Origin of the sequence: Corynebacterium evansiae, assembly GCF_027570065.1 — a bacterium.
Lineage (GTDB): Bacteria > Actinomycetota > Actinomycetes > Mycobacteriales > Mycobacteriaceae > Corynebacterium > Corynebacterium evansiae.
On record NZ_JAKMUT010000009.1, the window covers coordinates 21,503 to 41,919 of the forward strand.

The window sequence follows — 20,417 nt, forward strand, 5'->3', positions numbered from 1 at the left end:
AATCCCTGGTGGGGTTCTCCACTAGACTGCGTTGCATGAGTGGTTGCAAGAACGTTTCGACGAGTGATTCTTCTGTGCGCGTAGCATTCCTCGGCCCCGAAGGGACCTTCACCGAAGAGGCGCTGAAACAGTTTAAGCAGCTCGGCGCGGTGCCGCAGGAAGCCGCCGAGATTCCCGTCACCTCCCCACGGGTGGCGCTGGACATGGTGCGCGACGGCGAAGCTGACTTCGCGTGTGTGGCACTGGAAAGCTCCGTGGACGGGCCGGTCTCGCAGACGGAAGATGCACTGACCTACGGCAAGCCGCTGCAGATCTACCGCGAGGTGCTCGTCCCGGTGGTGTTCTCTATCCTGGTGCGCCCCGGCACCAAGCTCGAGGACATCAAGACGCTGACCACCCACCCCGTCGCCGAGGCGCAGGTGCGTAACTGGGTGGCGGAGAACCTGCCGGACGTTTCCTTCGTCCCCGCCTCCAGCAATGGTGCAGCTGCGGCCGCGGTGAAGGCCGGGCAGGCGGACGCCGCCGCAGCGCCGGCCCGGGCGGGGGAGATTCATCAGCTGGACGCCGTAGCCGAGGGCGTAGCCGACGTCGCTGGCGCCCAGACCCGCTTCATCCTGGTCGGCAACCCCGGTAAGCCCACCGAGCGCACCGGCAACGATCGCAGTGGCATGGTGCTCTGGTTGCCGAACGTGCCCTCCAGTCTGCTGGATGCGATCGCCGAGCTGTCCACCCGCCAGGTGGACATGGCTCGCATCGGCTCCCGCCCCCGCCGTACTGGGGAAAAGGGCGAGGGTGCGGCCAACGGCAACTACGTCTTCCACATCGGCATCGTCGGCCACGTCGAGGATGCCGCCGTGGCCGAAGCCCTGGCCGGCCTGTACCGCCGCGCGGAGGATGTGCGCTTCCTGGGCAGTTGGCCCTCGGCGGAATCACTGCCGGTCGCGGAGACCTCTACCACCCATCCGTTGCATCGCCATGCGGGTAGTGCCCCGCCGAACTACGCTGAATCCAGTAGATGGATTGAGGAACTCAAGAGCGGTCAGAAGGGTAGCTAGGCAATGGCACAATCGACACGTCTTTTCCTGGTCAGGCACGGCCAGACGACCTCCAACGCCATTCACGCCCTGGATACCGCGCTGCCCGGCGCTGACCTCACCGAGCTGGGTTGGGAGCAGGCCGCCGAGGCCGGCCACTGGCTCTCCGAGCGCACCCAGCGCCTGAAGATCGCCTCCTCGTTCGCCGCCCGCGCGCAGCAAACGGCCGTGGGCCTAGCCGGTGCCTTCGGTGGGGAGATCGTTCCTGCGGGCTTTTCCCGTGGGGCGTCTTTAGATGACGCCACCGCCTCCGCCCGCGCGACGGATCACATTAAAGCTGCGCTGCAGCGCCTGCCTCGGGTCTCCGAGATTCCCGCCGGGCAGTACGAGATGAAGAACGACGAGGACGCACACGAGGCCTACCACTCCATCCTGGGCGCCTGGATGCTCGGCCGGGTGGACAAGGCCGTGCCCGGCGGCCTGTCCGGCGCGGAGGTGCTGCGCGAGTACCTGGCCACGCTGCTGGTCGCACTGGCCGACAATGAGGCGGCGAACCGGGAGGCAGTACAGAACGGTGGCGAGCCCACTGATATTGCGCTGGTCAGCCACGGTGCCGTGATCCGCCTGGTCGCCCGCTTCCTGGGCGGGGTGGATCCGGAGTGGGCCTTCATGCACTACCTGGCCAACGGAAACGTCATTACCCTGCGCGTGCCAGACAACATTGCCGAGTTGGCTGATGTTGCGGTGGGCCGGCCTGGGGCGTCACAAAATAAGACAGAAACGAACAGGGCCGAAACAACGGCGGCGCGCTCCGGTGTGCTCGACAGCCTGGAGGACTCCTTCGAAGTGCTGGGGTGGGGCGCGGCGACGCTCTAGCCCCAGCCGAGCTCGTGCAGGCGGTCGTCGTCGATGCCGAAGTGGTGGCCGAGCTCGTGGATGACGGTGACGGCGACTTGCTCGACTAGCTCCTCCTCGGTATCGCAGATGTCCTCGAGGGCATGGCGGTAGATCGTGATCTTATCGGGCAGGGCAGATGTGTACTCGGAGGTGCGCTCTGTCAGCGCGATGCCCTCGTAGAGCCCCAGGATGTGCGGGCTTTCGGGGTTGTAGTCCTCGGTGACGATGGCGACGTTGCTGACGTTATCCAGCAGTTCGCGGGGGATGCGCCGAAGGCCGAGGTCAACGAGCTCTTCGAAGCGCTCGGGGGAAACGTCGATGGCCATGGGAAGTGCCCGCCTACGGCGCCGGGGCTGGGTTGGCGTTCGGGTCCTCTGCGGCCGGGGCGCCTCCGTCCGGTGCTGCATCTGCGCCGGGGTTGCCAGCGTTGTCGGGAGCGCCAGCATTGTCAGCATTTTCGGAGCCTGCATCCCGGCGTAGCGGGTTGCGCTTCGGCGGGGTCTTCGGCGGGTGGCCGTCAATGGTGAATTCGCTGCGCACATCGCCGACGAGGGTGGCGAACCCGCCGCCGGGGCGGCCGAACGTCAAAGCGCAGTTCACGGTGCGCGACCCAGCATCCCAGGACTGGCGCTGCAGCGTGGTCCAGAACGGTGTGAGCGTGGAATTATACAGCGCATCGTCGCCGCCCAGGTAATCCTGCGCCGCCTTGGTGCAGACCTTGTTCAGGAACTCGTTCTGCTTCTTCGTATCCGGCCAGGCGCCGGGGAACTGCTCACCGAGGTTCACCACGGAGGTCACCTGCCAGGCGTGCTTCTCTTCGCACGGAACCTCATTGGTCAGGTCGCCGTCCACCCGTACGCAACGATCCTTTTCGAAGTAGCGCGACTGATCCTGCTTTGCCGCAAAACCGGTCGTCTCGGTGGTGCGGCCGGTGGCGTCTGGAACCATCACGCCGCACAGCATCGTGCGATCGCCGTCGTTCCACGCGGATTGCGGGGGCAGGATCGGAGAAATGGAGTAGCGCCCCTCCGGGTCGAGCTTGCCCTCGAGGTACTGCATCGTCGGTCCGGTGCATAGCTCGTTGGTCAATTCTTCCTGACGCTTCAAGTCCGGCTGCTTTGCGGATGGGCCAAACTCGCTGGTGGGGTACTGGCCGAGGTCTTCGCGGGAGCTGACCTCGAAGCGGTGGGGCTGTTCGCAATCGACGGTGGCGAAGCCGGAGTTCACACCGTCTTTGCCGGGCTTCCAATTTACGCAGTCGCCGTTGCTGGCTTCGGTGAACGTGGTGTTATTCACGTGCTGCCCCTGCTTTTCATCAGCCGGTACCAGCGGGGTGCTGCCCTCGGGTGCGACGAAGGCGAACGCTGCAGCGCTGACACCACCGCACAGGGCGGAGAACAATGCGATGGTGAGGCTGCGTGCTCTGCGGCGGGTTTTCGCTTCGCTGGTGGTCATGGGCTCGCTCTAAATCTGCTTCGGGTTTTTGACTGTAAACGACAGTATTGGACTCTAATTGTGAGGCCAGTCTAGTAGGGGTTGTGCCATAGGGGGGAACTGGGCAGACAACTACGAGGGCGAACCGGCTAAGCTAAGCACCATGATTGATCTGAAGTTTCTGCGCGATAACCCCGATGTAGCCCGTGAATCCCAGCGCACTCGTGGGGAGGATCCAGTGCTGATCGACCAGCTGCTGGAGGCCGACACGCAGCGCCGCGAGGCCATCAGCGCCGCCGACGCGGCCCGTGCGGAACAGAAGGCATTCTCCAAGGAGATGGGGCAGAAGATGCGCTCCGCCTCCGACGAGGAGAAGCAGGCCCTGCGCGAGGAGGGCAAGCAGAAGGCCGAGGCAGTCAAGAAGCTGGAGGAGGCCCAGTCCAGCGCCGAGCAGGCCGTTTACGACCTGCAGATGCAGATCTCCAACATTGTGGAGGAAGGCGCGCCGGCCGGTGGCGAGGAGGACTTCGTCACCCTCGACGTGGTGGGCGAGCCGCCGCAGTTCGACTTCGAGCCGAAGGATCACCTCGAGCTGGGCGAATCCCTGGGGCTAATCGACATGAAGCGCGGTACGAAGGTTTCCGGCGCCCGCTTCTACTTCCTCACCGGCGACGGTGCGCTGCTGCAGCTGGGCATGCTGCAGCTGGCTGCCCAGAAGGCCGTGGAGCACGGCTTTCAGCTCATGATCCCGCCTGTGCTGGTGCGCCCCGAGGTTATGTCCGGCACCGGTTTCCTGGGTGCCCACGCCGATGAGATTTACCACCTGGAGGAAGACGACATGTACCTGGTCGGCACCTCCGAGGTCGCACTGGCCGGTTACCACTCCGAGGAGATCATCGACCTCTCTAACGGTCCGCTGCGCTACGCCGGCTGGTCCTCCTGCTTCCGTCGCGAGGCTGGTTCTTATGGCAAGGACACCCGTGGCATCATCCGCGTCCACCAGTTCGACAAGGTGGAGATGTTCGTTTACTGCAAGCCGGAGGAGGCCACGGAGCTGCACCAGGAGCTGCTGGCCATGGAGCGCGAAATGCTGGCGGCCATCGAGGTGCCCTACCGCGTGATCGACGTCGCCGGCGGCGACCTCGGCTCCTCGGCGGCCCGCAAGTTCGATACGGAGGCGTGGGTCCCCACCCAGCAGACGTACCGCGAGCTGACCAGTACCTCCAACTGCACCACCTTCCAGGGGCGCCGCCTGAAGACCCGCTACCGCGATGCCGACGGCAAGGCGCAGACCGCCGCCACCCTGAACGGCACCCTGGCGACAACCCGCTGGTTGGTGGCCATTTTGGAGAATCACCAGCAGGCCGACGGCTCCGTGGTTGTGCCGAAGGCGCTGCGTCCTTTCGTTGGTAAAGATATTCTGAAGCCCAGCGAATAGCCCAGCGAATCCGATGCCTGCAGCGCCGACTCGGCCCTGCGCGCCCCCGTACGCGGGCTGAGCCACAGTTTCCAAGCACCCAGGAGAGGTAACCGCCACCCATGTCGTTGCTCGATAGCTTCAGCTTCCCCGATGGCTACCAGCCCAAGATCACCGGCCACAAGGAAGCCAAGGAGATCCCCTATGGCTTCCCGACGATCGGTATCGCCAAGCTGTGGTTCCGCTACATGCAGCACCTAGATTGTGCAGTCTACGGTGCGGAGAACATCCCTGCCGACGGGCCGGCGATGATCGCCGTTAACCACACTGGCTACTGGGACTTCACCTACGGCGGCATCCCGGCGCACGTGCGCGGCGGCCGCGTGGTGCGCTTCATGGCGAAGAAGGAGATCTTCGACGTCAAGGGCGTGGGCGCGCTCATGAGCTCCTACAACCACATCCCCGTCGACCGCGCGGACGGCCAGGCCTCGGTGGATCAGGCCATCAAGCAGCTGAAGGCCGGCGACCTGGTGGGCATCTTCCCGGAGGCCACGATCTCACGATCCTTCGAGATCAAGGAGTTCCGCCAGGGCGCCGCACGCATCGCCTACGAGGCTGGCGTGCCGCTGATCCCGCTGACCATTTGGGGTTCCCAGCGCGTGTGGACGAAGGGCCGCAAGCCGATTTGGCGGCCGAAGGAAACCCAGCTGGTGATTACCGTCGGCAAGCCGGTCGAGGTCACCGAGGATGCACAGGCCACCACCGAGCGACTGCACCAGGCCATGGTCGAGCAGATGGATCTGACCCGCCAGCGTTGGGAGGAGCGCTTCGGCCCCATGCCCAAGGGGGAATTCTGGGTGCCGGCCGCCCTCGGCGGAACCGCGCCGACGCTGGAGGAAGCCACCGTCCAGGATCGCGCCGATGCCGCAGCCCGTAAGGAAAAGCGCGCTCAGGAGAAGGCCGAGGCCGAGTGTCGCGCCGCCGCCGAGGCCCGCGAACGCGAGCAGGCCACGGGCATCAATAAGATCCTGGTGCCGCTGCGCCAGCGCATTAACCGTCTGCGCAAAAAGTAGGCTCGAGCGATGCAGGATTCCCCGTTGCTGGTGGTCAGCGACGTTGACGGCACCCTGCTCAACAGCAGGGAGCGGGTCTCGCAGCGGATGCGCCGCGCGGTGAGTTCGATGCTGCGCCAAGGCACTGTTTTCACCATCGCCACCGGCCGCCCGCCGCGCTGGCTGATGCCCGTCTTCGAGCAGCTGCCCGTCCGGCCCGTCTGCGCCTGCGCCAACGGCGCAATTATTTATGACGCCGACCGGGATCAGATCGTGCACGCCGCGACCCTCGAACCCGACCTCATCCAGGCTCTCATCGCACAACTCAGCGAGTCCGTCCCCGGAGTGGGCTTCGCCGTCGAGCGTGCCGGGACCAGCGCCTTCGACCGCGCCGACGAGCTATTTTCCGTCTCTCCCGGCTACGACCACGCCTGGGACTCCACCGAGCATGCGGTTCAATCCCTCGCCGAGCTTGCCGCCACGCCCGTGGTGAAGCTGCTGGTTCGGGACCCCAATCGAACCTCGGCCGAGCTCTTTGCCGCAGTGCGCCCTTTTATTGACGCCACCCAGGCGAAAGCCACCTACAGCTATGAAGGGGGCCTGGTGGAGGTTGCGGCGGCGGGGATCTCCAAGCGCTCCGCGCTGGAATGGATTGCCGCACAGATCGGCGTAGAGGCCGCGCAGACCATCGCCTTTGGGGATATGCCGAATGACACGGAGATGCTTACCTGGGCGGGGCACGGCGTGGCGATGGGCAATGCCGAGGAATCGCTGAAGGAAATCGCCGACGAGGTCACCCTGACGAATGACGAGGACGGCGTGGCTGCGGTGCTGTCGCGCTGGTTCTGAAATATTTACGCTAACCCTGAATTAGGATTACCTAACTTTGTTAGGCTAACTTAACTTCTTGAATCTGTTTTTGAGTATGACTTTCAAGGAGGAATTCTATGGGTGTAACCCGAACTGTTGCTGCGGGTGCGATTGCTGTGGCGTTGGCGGTGCCGGGGGGGTATCGACGTCACTGATTATGGGGGCTGCAGGTGCGGCACCAGTGAACGCTGAAGCACACGTCGCAACTGATGCCGACCAGGCGAACGACTCTGCTGCTGTGGCCGCGACAGGTCCAGAGTCGACCGCGGCTGATAGTGCCGCGAGCGAGACTGTCGCAAGCGATGCTGCAGCGCAGACCGAGTATATGGACTGGGCTCTGCGTGACTCGTTCCTGCGCTACGTCGGCGGCGCCACTAACGTCTCCGACGGCGCGACCAAGATGTACAGCAACGGCAGCAACGGAAACAACGGCAGCAACACGGGCAGCGAGGTGGAGCAGGCCTATCGCTTCCAACTAGACAAAGCCACCTATGAGGAGACCGGCCACGTCACTCGGGCGGACTTTAAGGGAACCGTGGAGTACTTCCGGTACTGTAACGGCCAGCCCGCCCAGCGCGGCAACTGCGATCTGGAGCTGACCATCAGCAAGCCGACTGTGGTCCTCTCCGACGAGGGCTCCTACGTAGAGGCGGACGTGCGCTCTAAGCAGTATCCAGGTGGCGCGATCTTCGAGAAGCAGCGCGCTCGAATCGCCGATATCGACCCGTCCAGTGCCACGTTCACGGCTGGAGGCACGGCAGTTGACGACGGCGCAGCTGACAAGAATGCGGCAGGCTCCAACACTGTGACCTGGTCGAACCTGGTTCCACGCCTGACCCAAGACGGCGTGGACACCTTCTCCGGCTTCTACAACCTGGAGTCCCCACTGGCGCCGCTGAACTTCACCTACCAGGGAATCGGCGGCGAACCGACCGTCCACGAAGGCAGCGTGAAGTTGATCGGCACCGCACGCACCGAGGTGGAACCCGGCGCCATCCGCACCCTGATCAACCAGGAATTCGGCGTGGTTGCTGGCAGCAAGAACCTCACCATTGTGGACCTGCGCACCATGCGACCAGTGACCATCATCGAGCAGGTCGGCGCACCGAATGTGCTCTACGCACTGGCCGACAACGGCCGCCTGTGGTGGGTGGATGCCACCACCAGCACCCTCAAGAGTGGCACCGTCAGCATTAACGGCCTTGAGAACATCAAGGACGAAACCGCCATCGAGCACACCTCGGTCGGCCTCACGCTCACCGCAAATGTTGGTGCCACGGTGCTGTCCAAGCAGGCAAGCGGCGAAGCCCAGTTGACGACGGTTGATGGGGCAACGGGGGCGTCGTCGATTATGAAAATAGACGACCCGCACGAAACAATCCCACAGGTCGCCGGTGCCGCCAAGGATGAATACGCGCTGGCCGGATTCTGGGGCGATGGATATTCGTTCGACGCCATGCGCGACTTCGCCCAGCTGTCCGACGGAAACTACCTCTACTTTGCCAACAACAATGTCTACGCCGGTGACAACAAAACCTGGCGCGTGGATCCGCTGCTGATCACGACCGACGGTAAGGTCAGCGCGATTGAGGGCGGCGAGGATCTGGGCCGACTGATGTCCGGCATGACTGTTAAGGGGAGAACGTGGCGTTCTACAATGCCGCCTACAAGCAGGACTCGCGCGTGCAGTTCTTCACTTACGCGGACGGTCAGCTGGTGCCGCACGGAGAGGCGAAGCAGGTGGGCAACCTGTATAAGGTCTCGGGCGTGGACTTCCTGCCTGATGGCACGGCGGTAGTCTCCGAGGAGGGGACAGGTACCGTGAATTGGGTGGATCCGGCCACGATGGAGATCCAGAGGTCCGTGACGATCCCGAATGCCAAGGGAACCAGCGGCGACCGACGAGTTCTGGTGGCACAGGACAACGGCGACGTGCTGGCCACGACCGTCTACGTGGGTTCCGCGACGTACAACGAATACGCGGAGCTGAACCTGCTGCGTGATCCTTCGAAGGTAGACGCCGAGGAGAACCTTCCTGACCTCCCAACCGATGAGCCTGCGGATGATCCGGCGGACGAGCCTACCGACAAGCCGAGTGAGAAGCCTGCCGACAAACCAGTGAGCGGCAGTAGTGGGAACAGCGCGCCCGGAAGTTCGTTGAGCGGAATCCAGAGCTTCTTCGACGCTCTGTTCAGGTCACTGGGTGCGCTGTTCAACTCATTCGTTGGGATGTTCTCTTCTTGGGGTCTTTCTTCATAGGGGCGCGGTCTCGCGTATCTTGTAAACCATGTCAAAGATGGGCAACGCCGTTCACGAGCGTGTGGAGAGAATCCGTGCGCATCATGGCCGGCTGAAGGACAAGAAACACGGCTACCTTGTCCGCCCGCTGACGCTGGTGGCCGGCTGGCTGGTGCTCCTGGTTGGTCTGATTATGATTCCGTTCCCAGCACCTGGCTGGTTCATGGTGTTCATCGGCATTGGTGTGCTGTCGCTGGAGCTGGAGTGGCCGCACCGCCTGCTGATGTGGAGTATCCGGCAGTACGACAAGTTCGACGAGTGGTGGGACAAGCAGAGCAAGCTGGTCAAGGGAGCGCTGGGGTTCCTGCTGCTGATCCTGATTTGGGTGACGCTGATCGCGCTGTTTGTGCTCGGCTGGAACACTGGTGTGCTGGACTGGACGAAGAGTTGGCTGCAGCCGTTGCTGGAGAAGCTGCCGGAGGGGTTGGTTAGCTTCGTGCGGCTTGACTTGTAGTCACGCGAACCGGCTACTGCCGGACGCGTGATTAGGGGCGTGACCTTTTTATGAGCGACAACCCAAAGAGCAAAAGCGCAACCACGGCGAAGTAGACCATCGCGCCCGTCCGTCCCCATGGCGGGAACAGTGCCAGGTCTTGCCCCGTGGCGAACACTCCGTTGAGGAACGGCAACCAACTGGTGATTTTTGCGCCGCCGGGCACCAGCCACACGGCATTTTCCACCAACAGAGCCCAAATGGTCAGCGTGGCGATGGCTGCTGCCGACGAGTTGAGCACCTTGCCGATTGCGATTCCTATTCCTACGGCGAAAAAGGAATAGATGGGGGCGGTGATGAGCATGCGCGTGGCATTTGGAGAAAAGAAGTTCACCTGGCCGTATAACACTGGGAAGAAAGACGGCAACAAGAGCAGACACAGGGCCACGCTAATCACGGTAGAAAAAGCTGCGAGCGCACTCAGGAAGAGCCAGCGAGCTAGTTGATCGGTCTTCTGCCAAGGAATCGCTGCGCGGACAAAGGGGCTGTTCGCTGAAGCTTGAGCGTGCGCTGCCATGGCGGCAAACACGATGCTTCCCAAATGGATGGGCCAGTATGCTGAATTAGTTGTGTGGACGGCTTGGGCCTGAAAGATGCCTCCAGCTGATTGGATGGATTCGGCCACTGCGGCGACCACGAAGGTGATGATCAGAGGCAGGAGGAAGCCCAAGGGAAGTGCCACTCGAACGAGTGGGCCACGTGACCCAGACAAGCGCACGCGTTCTGCAGAAATAATGGTGCGAAGGTTGTTCAGTGAATTCTTGAAAAGGTTCATGACCCTAGCTCCGGGATCAGTTGAGCGATCGCCTGTTCGAGGTCGGTGGCCTGATTCTGTTGAATCACCTCGGTTGTGGTTCCAGAGGCCACAATGTTGCCCTGGCTCAGGACGGTGACGGTGCCAGCGGTTGCCTCTACCTCCTTGAGATGGTGGGAGGCAATCAGCACGCAGCGCCCCTCGTCCGCCCAGCCTTGAATCAGCGAGCGTAGCCACATCACGCCTTGGATATCGAGGCCGTTGAGTGGCTCATCCAAGATGATGTTGCGTGGATTGCCGACTAGCACGCTTGCGATGCCAAGACGTTGACGCATGCCTAAGGAATAGTTAGCAATGGGAGTGTTGCCCACACTGTTGAGCTCCACTGCATTCAGCAGCTCGGCGGCTCGTTCCTCCGGAGCATTAGCTAGCTTGCACAGCCAGCGAAGATGGGTCAACGCTGAGTGGGTTTTCTGGAATTTGTTCGAGCTGAGGTGGCTGCCGACAGACCGCAGTGGATAGCGCAGCTCGGACAGTGCGCGTCCATCAATAAGGACAGATCCGTGCGTGGGCCGGTGGATGCCGGCGATGCAGCCCAGCAGGGTGGACTTGCCCGTTCCGTTGAGGCCGAGCAGATAGTTGATCGTCCCGTCCTCAAACGTGCAGCTGACGTCTTGGAGTGGGCTGGTGGTGCGGTCTCCCCGCGCGCGAAACGTATGGGTGAGGTTGTCTACTTCAATCATCATGCCACCTAGAAGGCATCAGCCACGGGCAGGCCGACTGCCTGAACACCGTTGCGCAGCGAGCTTGTTGCTAGCTTCCATCGGCCGTCCTGGTAGATGAAGTTGATGCGCATGGAGATGGTCGGTCTACCCGCGGAGCTGGCGTTCAGCGTGGCGGAGGCGGTGTTGCCGTTGACGCTCAGCGGTCCGGAGACGCGCTTCCAGCCGAGTGGTTCGCGGAAGATGCCGAGGTTGTACACGGTGCGTGGGACTACGGCCGCGGAGATGCCGCCCTCTAGGTTGTTGGCTTTTTCTTCGTCGGAGCCTGGGGTGGCGACTAGTGCGTGGATCACGCCGTTGAGGTCGTCCAGCGAAGGGATTGGGTTGGTTGCAGCGAAGGACGCGCTGATGCCTTGTGCTGGGTACCAGCCGGTGTTTGGGTCGGCTGTGTTGTCGCCAGACTGTGCTTGCTGAGCATTGCCTGTTGCGCCCGTGTCCTCTGCTCCCACAGTGACAGCACCGCCCGCAGTTCCTGCAGCTCCGGCCACTGTATCGGAGTTACTGCTGCCGCCATTCGCTGACGCAGCTGCTGATGGGGTGGGGGTGGCAGTCGCGGATGGGGTTGCGGAAGGACGCGGAGTGGAATCTGCTTGAAGGGATTCTGAGCCAGACTGGAGCGATTGTTCGGGCGCAGTCTGGGTGTTGGCCAGCGCCTCAGCACTATCCATACGGTCGCGACCCACCTGCAGCCCAAATCCCAAGAACAGTGCAGCCACGACCGCGCTGGCCAGTACGCTTGTTCCCACGGTTGGCCAATTGATGCCGCTGGCAGTCATCCTCTTGGTGCTGGATTGTTCATTCTGCCGAGGCTTCTCCGGAATTCCTTCGGAGACATTTCCCGAGTCTCCAAATGGGCCTGTCAGATCATTGTCAGACATGGGAACTAGGCCTTCTCAAGGACTACTCCGATGGCCTGCAGGTGGTCGGAGTACTTGTTGAACACACTGCGCATGTTGAGAACGCGCTTGCGAGCGTCCGGCATGCGGATCAGGTTGAAGGCAATGCGGAGCACTCCCTTGATGCCCTCGTCCTGCAGGTTGCGCTTGGGCTTGAGCAGAGCCATGTCGGCGTAGTGGTGCTCGGCGACGGTGAAGCCGGCGTCCCTACCCAACTGATCCCATTCCTCAGTGGTGAGCGGGCGTGCGTTGACGCGGATGGACTTAGCTAGGGCGCGCCGGATTTCCAGCTTGTCCTCATCGGCCAGAGTGTCTGGCTCCAGGCATAGTTCGTGGATGACGTATTTTCCACCTGGACGAAGGATACGGAACGCCTCGGCCATGATGGCGGACTTCGCCTTTTCGCCGTGCATGGTCAGCATGGCCTCGCCGAAGACAACGTCCACGCTGCTATCGGGAAGTCCCGTGCTTTTGGCGTTTGCGGTGACCATTGCAATTTCTGGGATGGTGGTCGAAACTGCGCTGCTGTTCTCGGCGGTCATGGACGCGGTGAGCTCAGTGAGGGCTTCGGTGGTGGAGGCGGTGGCGTCGGGATCCTCGTCCACACCCGTGTAGCTCTTCGGTCCCTGCTCGGTCAGGAGTTGCGCGGTCAGGCCAAGGCCGGGGGCGAGCTCGACGATGTCCTTACCTCGGACATCTGCGGCCTGCACCATCTGGTTGGTGAGCTCAAGTCCACCTGGGCGGAGCACCTTCTTTCCCACTCGTGCAAGAAGCCAGTGGCCACCAACTTCAGAATCTGGACGGTCTTGCATGGGGAGGGCAGAGAGGTTCATGATAAAATCCAAGTGCGTTGATCTGCTGTTTTGCTCCAGCGAGGGCGCCAGAGCCTTCATTAATGAAGTATATGGGGTACTCCCCCTATTTGCATAGGGGAGCCTTACCTAAAGTGGTGAATTTAACAGAGTCAAGCGCGTCGCCATGTTGGTGAACGCGCCTGTCGGTACCCTTGGGTTTCATGAGCGATAACAAGTATGACCTCATCGTTGTCGGCAGCGGCTTCTTCGGCCTCACCGTGGCCGAGCGTGCGGCAACCCAGGCCGGCAAGAATGTGCTGGTGGTGGAGAAGCGTTCCCACATCGGCGGCAACGCATACTCCGAGGCTGAGCCGGAGACAGGCATCGAGATCCACAAGTACGGTGCGCACCTGTTCCACACCTCCAACAAGCGCGTGTGGGATTACGTCAACCAGTTCACGGACTTCACCGACTACCAGCACCGCGTGTTTGCAATGCACAAGGGCACCGCCTACCAGTTCCCGATGGGCCTGGGGTTGATCAACCAGTTCTTCGGGAAGTACTACAGCCCGGACGAGGCCCGCCAGCTGATCAAGGAGCAGACCGATGGGCTGAACCCCGAGGACGCGAAGAACCTCGAGGAAAAGGGCATCGCCCTGATTGGTCGCCCGCTGTACGAGGCCTTCGTGCGCGACTACACCGCCAAGCAGTGGCAGACGGACCCGAAGGAGCTGCCGGCCTCTAATATCTCCCGACTGCCGGTGCGCTACACCTTTAACAACCGCTACTTCAACGACACCTACGAGGGCCTGCCGGTGGAGGGCTACACCGCGTGGCTGGAGAACATGGCTGCCGACGAGAAGATCGAGGTGCGCCTGGATACCGACTGGTTCGAGATCCGTGACGAGGTCCGCGCGGCCAACCCAGATGCGCCGGTTGTCTACACCGGCCCGCTGGACCGTTACTTCGACTACGCCGAAGGCCACCTGGGCTGGCGCACCCTCGACTTCGAGACCGAGGTGCTGAATACCGGTGACTTCCAGGGCACCCCGGTGATGAACTACAACGATGCCGAGTTCCCGTACACCCGTATCCACGAGTTCCGTCACTTCCACCCGGAGCGGGGCGACAAGTACCCGAAGGACAAGACGGTCATCATGAAGGAGTTCTCCCGCTTCGCGGAGGAGGGCGACGAGCCGTACTACCCAATCAACACCCCGGAGGACCGCGAGAAGCTGGAGGCCTACCGCAAGCTGGCCGCGGCGGAGGCCGCGGAGAACAAGGTGCTCTTCGGCGGTCGCCTGGGCACCTACCAGTACCTGGACATGCACATGGCGATCGGTTCTGCGCTGTCTATGTACGACAACAAGTTGGCGCCATTCTTTGAGTCGGGCGAGCCGCTGGAGCAGGAGCGCGGGCACTAGGGCCTGGGCTCGGGGCGTTCCTACTCTGGCCAGATGGAGAACTGCTCTAGTGCATCGGTCGCGTGATGGGAGCGTAGGTACTCGCGCATATACGGCAGTTCGTAATCGACGAACCCGTGACCCGTTGGGCGAATCATTTCTGCGTCAATGAGGCGTTTGCGGTATTTTCCCGCGTATTGCGCGTCCACACCCATCCTGGTTGCAATGTCCGACATGCGCGAGGGGCCGTCGTCGGTCGACATTGCGATGAGAAAAGTCCGGTCGACCTCAGAGAGATCTGCAATCGAAGGCTCGTGCACGAGCTGTCCGAGCTTTCTCCGGGCGGCACCAACTCCGCGAGATACTGCTTCTTCGTCGATCGCGTTGCCGGTGTAGTTACGGAAAGCGTGTTGCCCAACTAGCTGAATCATGAAGGGGTAGCCGCCAGTCGCCTTAGTTGCAATGTCGAGTGCTTGAAGGGTCCACGAGACCCCGACTTGTTCGGTGGTTTTATAAAGCGCTGTGTGTACTTCTTCGATCGGCACCATTCCGGTTTCAATCTTGTTCGCGCGGCGCAAGAAGGTCACAGGGTTACGACCTTCGTCAGCGGCAAGAAGTGGTTTTACAGCACCAGGAATGCCAGCCATAGCAATCGCAATCTCCCGGTCTTCGCGGACGAGATGTTGAATGGTTGTCCCGAACTCAATGATTTCGTCCATGTGGGCGTAGTGCAGCTCGTCCAGGGTGATAAGTAGGCCGACTGGTTCTTGGTTGAGTCGGGTGTCAAGCTCAGCCTGTCGGTCGAAAAGCTCTTCGAGTACCGACCTCAACGTCGGTGTGGGCGAAAAGGAGGGAATAGCTTCGGTCTCGAAGCCCAAGGAATGGAGCTTGATGCCCGACAGGCGGCGTGTGGGCTCATCGGAAAGATCCTGTAGGAGTCTGAAGGCGCGGTCGCGGATGCGATCGTTGAAACCACGGGTCGTGGTTTCGGAGATAACGTGCCACGAGTGCGTCTTCGCGACCGCTTCAAATTCATTCAACAAAACAGTCTTGCCGATACCCCTAGGGCCGGTAATGATGGAGATACGTTCATGGCTTCCGGGGCCATCCTGGATGGCGGCGTCGAAGTCGTGGAGGTATTCACTGCGTCCCGCAAGCACCAGCGGCGTCTTCCCAACTGTTGCCGTGAAGGGGTTCTTAGGTCGAGCTGGAGTGGGCGGCATCTTGCCTCCTTACTATCTCTTACTATCTTTACTATTTTTACTATCTTTACTATTTTGTTGCTAGATCTCGATTGCTTCAACTAGAGGAAGCTGCACTAATGTTGCACGGGTGTCGCGTGAGAAAACCCAAACAAAGGCAACCAAGCAAAAGCCATCGCCGCGGCGAGTGAGCAAGTTTCTCACCCTGCCAGTGGCGCCGATCCTCCTGGTTCTCATCGGCTCGATTGGCACCCAAACCGCGGCGGTACTGGTCACGGACATGCTTTCTACGGTCGGTGCGCCGGGCGTATCGGGCCTGCGCATGACTGCCGCCGCCATCATCATGGTGGTCATCTTCCGTCCGAAGCTGTCTGGCATGACGCGCACCCGCGCCCTCAACATCGTGGTCTACGGCATCGCAATTGCCATGATGAACATGATGGTTTACGCAGCCATCGCCCGCCTGCCCCAAGGCGTCGCCGTCACTATCGACTTCCTTGGCCCCTGTGTCGTGCCTTTTCTAGGACTGACCATGTGGCGCTCCCGCCTGTGGGCCATCGCCGCTTTCGTCGGCGTTGCTCTGATCGCGCAGCCCTCCAATGACCTGGATATCGTCGGTATTGGATTCGGCGCAGTCGGCGCAATCTTCTTCGGTGCATACACGCTGTTTGCAGCCCGTGTTGGAAAGACCGAGGGTGGTGGAATGCCCGATCTGGCGCTGTCCGTGGTCGTCGCGGCGCTCGTGCTCGCGCCGTTCTCTGTCCCCGCGGTGCCTCATGTTGACGCCACGATGTGGGGCATCATCGTCATCTCTGGTTTCATCGGTGCCGTTGTTCCCTATGTAGTGGATACGATCGCCGCTGGAATTGTCTCGGCGGCGGTTGTCGGCACGCTCTTCGCGCTGGATCCTGTGATCGGAGCAATCCTGGGCTGGGCTTTTTCCGGAGACCAGCTCACCTGGTCCATGGTGATGGGCATCGTCCTGATCGCGACAGCCGGCGCGGTTATTACCTGGCGCGGAGCCCAGGAATCTCGGGATCTGGCGCCGCCCCTTTATGCACAGAACTGAAACAAGGTCATTCTGCCTCCGCAGGATCTGTCCACAGCTTCACCAATGTGAAACATGCAGGCTTCTTGCGGCGAGTCTGTCATTCTTGGACTGAATGGGAATAGAAGCATAACACCTAGCTTCCCACTTAACTTCCCACAGTGTTATGTTAGGTGGGAAGATGAGTGGGAAGTTGTTTTAGGTGGAGCCACCATGGACGAAGGTTCTTTGAAGGAAATCGTCGCGAATCTACGTCTGGTAGGTTCAGACACTCAAGCTGTTGAAGTTAAGGGCAACGTCGGCAAGAGTATTCGTGAAACTCTGAGTGCCTTTGCTAATGCTGGTGGCGGTCTCATCATTGTCGGGCTTGACGAAGGTGCTGGATTTGTTCCAGTAGACAACTTCGATGCTCTCAAAGCGCAGGATGCGCTAGAGACGCGCTGCAGGCAAGTGACGCCACCAGTGCGACCGCAAATATCGGTGCTTCCTTTTGAAGGAGGCCGTATCGTCGTGGCGGAACTGGAGGAATTCAGCCCCTTCGACAAACCTTGCTACGTAACGGATCAAGGCCGATATGGAGGAAGCTACATTCGTACGGGGGAGGGGGATACCAAGCTTTCAAATTACGAAATCGACAAGCTTCTCGAAGAGCATACCCAGCCAAAATGGGACGAAAAGCCAGTTCCCGAGGCCACTGTAGAGGATCTAGATCCAGAGGTGCTCGGAGAATATCTGCAGGTGCAGCAGCGGCAGCGCCCCAAGACTTTCAAAGAAGGTCGTGAAGTAGCGCTAAGAAGGCTCAGAATCACCAAGGATGGGAGTGCGACTTTGGCTGCCTTGTTGGTCATGGGGGACTACCCTCAAGAGTTCTTCCCACGCTTGACTGTTACATTTGCGCTCTTTCCAGGGACAAGTAAAGGTAGCGTAACCACTGGTTTGAGGCTTCTCGACAGTGCAAGGCTGACGGGTACTATCCCCGAACTGGTTGACGCCGGTGTCGATATAGTCAAGCGGAATATGCGCACTGGGGCCATGATTAGTGAAAAGTTTCGGACCGATCTTCCCGACTATCCGCCAATTGCCGTACGTGAGGCTTTAGTGAACGCGCTGATGCACCGAGATTACTCGCCATCAGCTCAAGGGAGTCAGGTGCAGATCAATATGTTTATAGATCGGCTAGAGATTACAAGTCCAGGCGGCCTATATGGTGGTGTAACGGTTCGTCATCTGGGGGAACCCGGGGTTAGCTCCACTCGTAACCAACGGATTTCAAGTTTCTTGGAGGAAGTTTCCCTGCCGGGTGAAGGGAATCAGGCGGGGCGCGTGGCGGAAAATCGTGGTACGGGTATCGCAACGATTAATCAGTCCTTGGAAGACGCTCTTATGCCAAAACCTGAGTACATTAATCGGCTTGATAGTTTCACAATAATATTCCACCGTCGGCGGGTTGCTACCCAGGAGAGGTATACAACGGCGAGGGACCATGTTCTGGCAATTCTAAAAGAGGGGTCCTCTTCTTCGACTAGCGAAATTGTAGGAAAAACCCAGTTGAGCCGGACAGCTGTTCAAAAAGCAGTCAATGCTCTGATTGGTGAAGGTTTGGTAGAGCGAACGGAACCTGCGCGGAGCCCGAAGCAGCGTTATCGAATGCTCGAAGATCGGAAGAACCCTGGTAGATAGTGGAAAAGAGTGGAAAACTGCAGCTAGATGAGGGTGCGGGAACAGCATAACACCTAGCTTCCCGCCTAACATCCCACAGTGTTATGTTAGGTGTGAAGTTATCAGCTGCTAAGCGGGGGTACCTCGACTAAGAGCCCAACTCGGGCTGAACTGGGGCTGTGTCGCACAAGCTCTTGTGACGGGCTTTCATGGATAATCGGATATATTCCAATGTTTTTATTGCCTATGCGGAGGTCTGTGTTCAGCAAATGAACGCTCAGCTAGTGAAAGCCAATACCAACGATGGGTTCGACGCCACCCGCCTAGCGCGCATCCTGCTGCCGAAGCGCGGCGAACCACGCAACGTGCGCTCCCTGTACTTCGTAGAGAACGAGGCCACCACCCCCGGCCGCGTCAACGCCGTCTCCCGCACCGAAGCGATCCTGCCCGCGGGCAGCGAGACCTCCTTCGAGACCTACTTCAACGCCTTCCCCGCCTCCTACTGGCGCCGCTGGTCTCAGCTGGACGAGGTCAAGCTGCGCATCGAAATCACTGGTGAGGCTCGCGTAGACCTGTACCGCTCCAAGTACGACGGCTCCCGCATTGGCATCGAGGGCGCCCAGATCGAAACTGACGAAAACGGCCACGGTGTCGCTGAGTTCACTGTCTCCCTGGCCCCGTTCGAGGACGGCGGCTGGATCTGGTTCGATCTGACCTGCGAGAAGGAAACCCGCCTTCACTCCGCGGGTTGGTACGCCACCGTCGAGGCAGGCGAGCAGACCTTCGAAGACGAGACGCTGCCGGCCGCTGAGCCGAGCGTCACCATCGGCATCCCGACGTTCAACCGTCCGGCCGACGCGGTCGCAGCGCTCCACGCACTCGCTTCCGACCCCGAGGTCGACGGCCGCATTGAGGCCATCATCATGCCCGACCAGGGCGACAAGCACCCCGCCGACGAACCGGACTTCGACGAGGTTGCGGAGCACTTCGGCGACCGTTTGCGCATCGTGCAGCAGGGCAACCTGGGCGGATCCGGCGGATACTCCCGCATCATGTACGAGGCTCTCCACGAGGAGCGTGGCACCACCAGCCCGTACATCCTGTACATGGACGATGACATTGCCATCGAGCCCGATAGCGTGCTGCGCGCCCTGGCGGCCGCCCGCTACGCGAAGTCCCCGATGCTGATCGGTGGCCAGATGCTGAACCTGCAGGAGCGCAGCCACCTGCACACCATGGGCGAGGTCATCGACCGCGGTTCCTTCATGTGGACCGCCGCGCCCCACACCCACTACGACCACGACTTTTACCAGCACCCGCTGCGTGACCTGGGTGATGGTGCTGCCCACAACGCGGCAGGCCAGCCGATCGCGCCGGTGGCCCGGGACGTGGTGAGCAAGGGCTACGGCACCCCGAATAGTTCGGAGAACTCCAAGGATCTGCACCGCCGCATCGACGTTGACTACAACGGCTGGTGGATGTGCATGATCCCGCGCGTTGTCGCGAAAACCATCGGTCAGCCCCTCCCGCTGTTCATCAAGTGGGACGACGGCGAGTTCGGTCTGCGCGCGAAGGATGCTGGCTTCCCGACGGCCTCCTGGCCGGGCATCGCGATCTGGCACATGGCCTGGTCCGATAAGGACGACGCCATCGACTGGCAGGCATACTTCCACCTGCGTAACCGCCTGATTGTTGCTGCGATCCAGCACGACGGCAGCCCGCGCGGCATCGTTGCCTCGATGGCGAAGGCAACCGCTAAGCACCTGCTGTGCCTGGAGTATTCCACCGTTGCCATCCAGAACGAGGCGATGAAGGACTTCCTGGCTGGTCCGGATCAGCTGTTCGACATCCTGGAGACTTCTCTGCCGCGCATCGCGAAGCTGCGCAAGAACTACTCCGACGCGGTCGTTATCCCGTCGGCCACCGACGTGCCCGCCGCGACGGGCGGACCGGCCGACCTCACGCGCATTCCGCTGAGCAAGAAGGCCAAGATTGTCACGCTTGCCAAGGGTCTGCTGAACAACGCCAAGCCTGCCGACGCCCGCCATCACCACGCCCCGCAGGTGAACCTCCCGCCCATCGAAGCCCGCTGGTTCAGCCTCTCCCGCGTGGACGGGGCGACCGTGACCACCGCCGATGGCAAGGGAGTGGTGTACCGCAAGCGCGACCGCGGCCAAATGCTCGCGTTGGCGCAGGAGTCCATGCGCCTGCAGAAGCAGGTCGCGGACCGCTTCGACGAGCTCCGCGATGCCTACCGGGCCGCTCACCCGTACCTGACCAGCCGGGAAGGCTGGGCGCAGATCTTCGAGCCCGAGCGCGCGGCTGAAAACTAACGCCCCATACTGAAACCGAGCCAGACCGAAGCTACTGAAGTTCCAGACCGA

At 61.2% G+C, this 20,417-nt stretch carries 19 protein-coding genes; 12 read left to right on the forward strand and 7 right to left on the reverse strand.

Annotated elements, in window-relative coordinates; all coding sequences use genetic code 11:
• Window positions 1-35: 35 nt before the first annotated feature.
• The gene (gene pheA / locus L8V00_RS09210; protein WP_269944838.1) at window positions 36-1,055 is read left to right on the forward strand and encodes a prephenate dehydratase; all 1,020 of its coding nucleotides are present in this window, start codon (window positions 36-38) and stop codon (window positions 1,053-1,055) included.
• 3 nt (window positions 1,056-1,058) lie between these two features.
• Window positions 1,059-1,910 carry a histidine phosphatase family protein gene (locus L8V00_RS09215; RefSeq protein WP_269944839.1) on the forward strand — a complete coding sequence of 284 codons (852 nt, stop codon included), beginning with the start codon at window positions 1,059-1,061 and terminating at the stop codon, window positions 1,908-1,910.
• Here L8V00_RS09215 and L8V00_RS09220 read toward each other — a convergent pair.
• Both L8V00_RS09220 and L8V00_RS09225 read right to left on the reverse strand, forming a co-directional pair.
• Window positions 1,907-2,257 (reverse strand): metallopeptidase family protein, encoded by a 351-nt coding sequence (locus L8V00_RS09220; protein WP_269944840.1) that lies wholly within the window; start codon window positions 2,255-2,257, stop codon window positions 1,907-1,909. The genes L8V00_RS09215 and L8V00_RS09220 overlap by 4 nt on opposite strands.
• 13 nt (window positions 2,258-2,270) lie before the next feature.
• Window positions 2,271-3,386: a septum formation family protein gene (locus tag L8V00_RS09225; RefSeq protein WP_269944841.1), complete on the reverse strand. Its 1,116-nt coding sequence runs from the start codon at window positions 3,384-3,386 to the stop codon at window positions 2,271-2,273.
• Between the two features lie 142 nt (window positions 3,387-3,528).
• On the opposite strand from L8V00_RS09225, the gene serS reads away from it, so the two are divergent.
• The 6 genes from serS (at window position 3,529) to L8V00_RS09255 (ending at window position 9,456) form a co-directional block, all read left to right on the forward strand.
• Window positions 3,529-4,803: a serine--tRNA ligase gene (gene serS / locus L8V00_RS09230; protein ID WP_269944842.1), complete on the forward strand. Its 1,275-nt coding sequence runs from the start codon at window positions 3,529-3,531 to the stop codon at window positions 4,801-4,803.
• Between the two features lie 101 nt (window positions 4,804-4,904).
• Window positions 4,905-5,855: a lysophospholipid acyltransferase family protein gene (locus L8V00_RS09235; RefSeq protein ID WP_269944843.1), complete on the forward strand. Its 951-nt coding sequence runs from the start codon at window positions 4,905-4,907 to the stop codon at window positions 5,853-5,855.
• Between the two features lie 9 nt (window positions 5,856-5,864).
• On the forward strand, window positions 5,865-6,683 hold the full coding sequence (locus L8V00_RS09240; RefSeq protein WP_269944844.1) for an HAD family hydrolase: 819 nt from the start codon (window positions 5,865-5,867) through the stop codon (window positions 6,681-6,683).
• Window positions 6,684-6,885: 202 nt separating this feature from the next.
• Window positions 6,886-8,502: an HtaA domain-containing protein gene (locus L8V00_RS09245; RefSeq protein ID WP_269944845.1), complete on the forward strand. Its 1,617-nt coding sequence runs from the start codon at window positions 6,886-6,888 to the stop codon at window positions 8,500-8,502.
• Entirely contained in the window at window positions 8,445-8,963 is a 519-nt protein-coding gene (locus L8V00_RS09250; RefSeq protein ID WP_269944846.1) for a hypothetical protein, read from the forward strand. Before L8V00_RS09245 ends, L8V00_RS09250 begins: the two co-directional genes overlap by 58 nt.
• A 37-nt stretch (window positions 8,964-9,000) precedes the next feature.
• Window positions 9,001-9,456, forward strand: coding sequence for a TIGR02611 family protein (locus L8V00_RS09255; RefSeq protein WP_269944847.1), 456 nt, complete (start codon window positions 9,001-9,003; stop codon window positions 9,454-9,456).
• 31 nt (window positions 9,457-9,487) lie between these two features.
• Here L8V00_RS09255 and L8V00_RS09260 read toward each other — a convergent pair whose 3' ends face one another.
• The 4 genes from L8V00_RS09260 to L8V00_RS09275 are packed head-to-tail and all read right to left on the reverse strand — an operon-like array spanning window position 9,488 to window position 12,676.
• The gene (locus L8V00_RS09260; RefSeq protein ID WP_239317370.1) at window positions 9,488-10,270 is read right to left on the reverse strand and encodes a hypothetical protein; all 783 of its coding nucleotides are present in this window, start codon (window positions 10,268-10,270) and stop codon (window positions 9,488-9,490) included.
• Window positions 10,267-10,995: an ABC transporter ATP-binding protein gene (locus L8V00_RS09265; RefSeq protein ID WP_239317373.1), complete on the reverse strand. Its 729-nt coding sequence runs from the start codon at window positions 10,993-10,995 to the stop codon at window positions 10,267-10,269. The genes L8V00_RS09260 and L8V00_RS09265 overlap by 4 nt, the downstream gene beginning before the upstream one ends.
• A 5-nt stretch (window positions 10,996-11,000) precedes the next feature.
• Window positions 11,001-11,909, reverse strand: coding sequence for an MTB12 C-terminal domain-containing protein (locus L8V00_RS09270; protein WP_269944848.1), 909 nt, complete (start codon window positions 11,907-11,909; stop codon window positions 11,001-11,003).
• A gap of 5 nt (window positions 11,910-11,914) precedes the next feature.
• The gene (locus tag L8V00_RS09275; RefSeq protein ID WP_338027551.1) at window positions 11,915-12,676 is read right to left on the reverse strand and encodes a methyltransferase domain-containing protein; all 762 of its coding nucleotides are present in this window, start codon (window positions 12,674-12,676) and stop codon (window positions 11,915-11,917) included.
• Window positions 12,677-12,942: 266 nt separating this feature from the next.
• On the opposite strand from L8V00_RS09275, the gene glf reads away from it, so the two are divergent.
• Window positions 12,943-14,145: a UDP-galactopyranose mutase gene (glf, locus tag L8V00_RS09280; protein ID WP_269944849.1), complete on the forward strand. Its 1,203-nt coding sequence runs from the start codon at window positions 12,943-12,945 to the stop codon at window positions 14,143-14,145.
• 20 nt (window positions 14,146-14,165) lie between these two features.
• On the opposite strand, the gene L8V00_RS09285 is transcribed toward glf, so the two are convergent.
• Window positions 14,166-15,347 (reverse strand): ATP-binding protein, encoded by a 1,182-nt coding sequence (locus L8V00_RS09285; RefSeq protein WP_269944850.1) that lies wholly within the window; start codon window positions 15,345-15,347, stop codon window positions 14,166-14,168.
• A 166-nt stretch (window positions 15,348-15,513) separates the two neighbouring features.
• Between L8V00_RS09285 and L8V00_RS09290 the strand changes: the two genes are divergently transcribed.
• From L8V00_RS09290 to L8V00_RS09300, 3 genes are all read left to right on the forward strand, one after another.
• Window positions 15,514-16,395 (forward strand): EamA family transporter, encoded by an 882-nt coding sequence (locus L8V00_RS09290; RefSeq protein ID WP_269944851.1) that lies wholly within the window; start codon window positions 15,514-15,516, stop codon window positions 16,393-16,395.
• Window positions 16,396-16,587: 192 nt separating this feature from the next.
• Window positions 16,588-18,054 carry an ATP-binding protein gene (locus L8V00_RS09295; protein WP_269944852.1) on the forward strand — a complete coding sequence of 489 codons (1,467 nt, stop codon included), beginning with the start codon at window positions 16,588-16,590 and terminating at the stop codon, window positions 18,052-18,054.
• Between the two features lie 248 nt (window positions 18,055-18,302).
• Window positions 18,303-20,366, forward strand: a complete 2,064-nt coding sequence (locus L8V00_RS09300; RefSeq protein ID WP_269944853.1) for a glycosyltransferase — start codon at window positions 18,303-18,305, stop codon at window positions 20,364-20,366.
• Window positions 20,367-20,417: the final 51 nt, after the last annotated feature.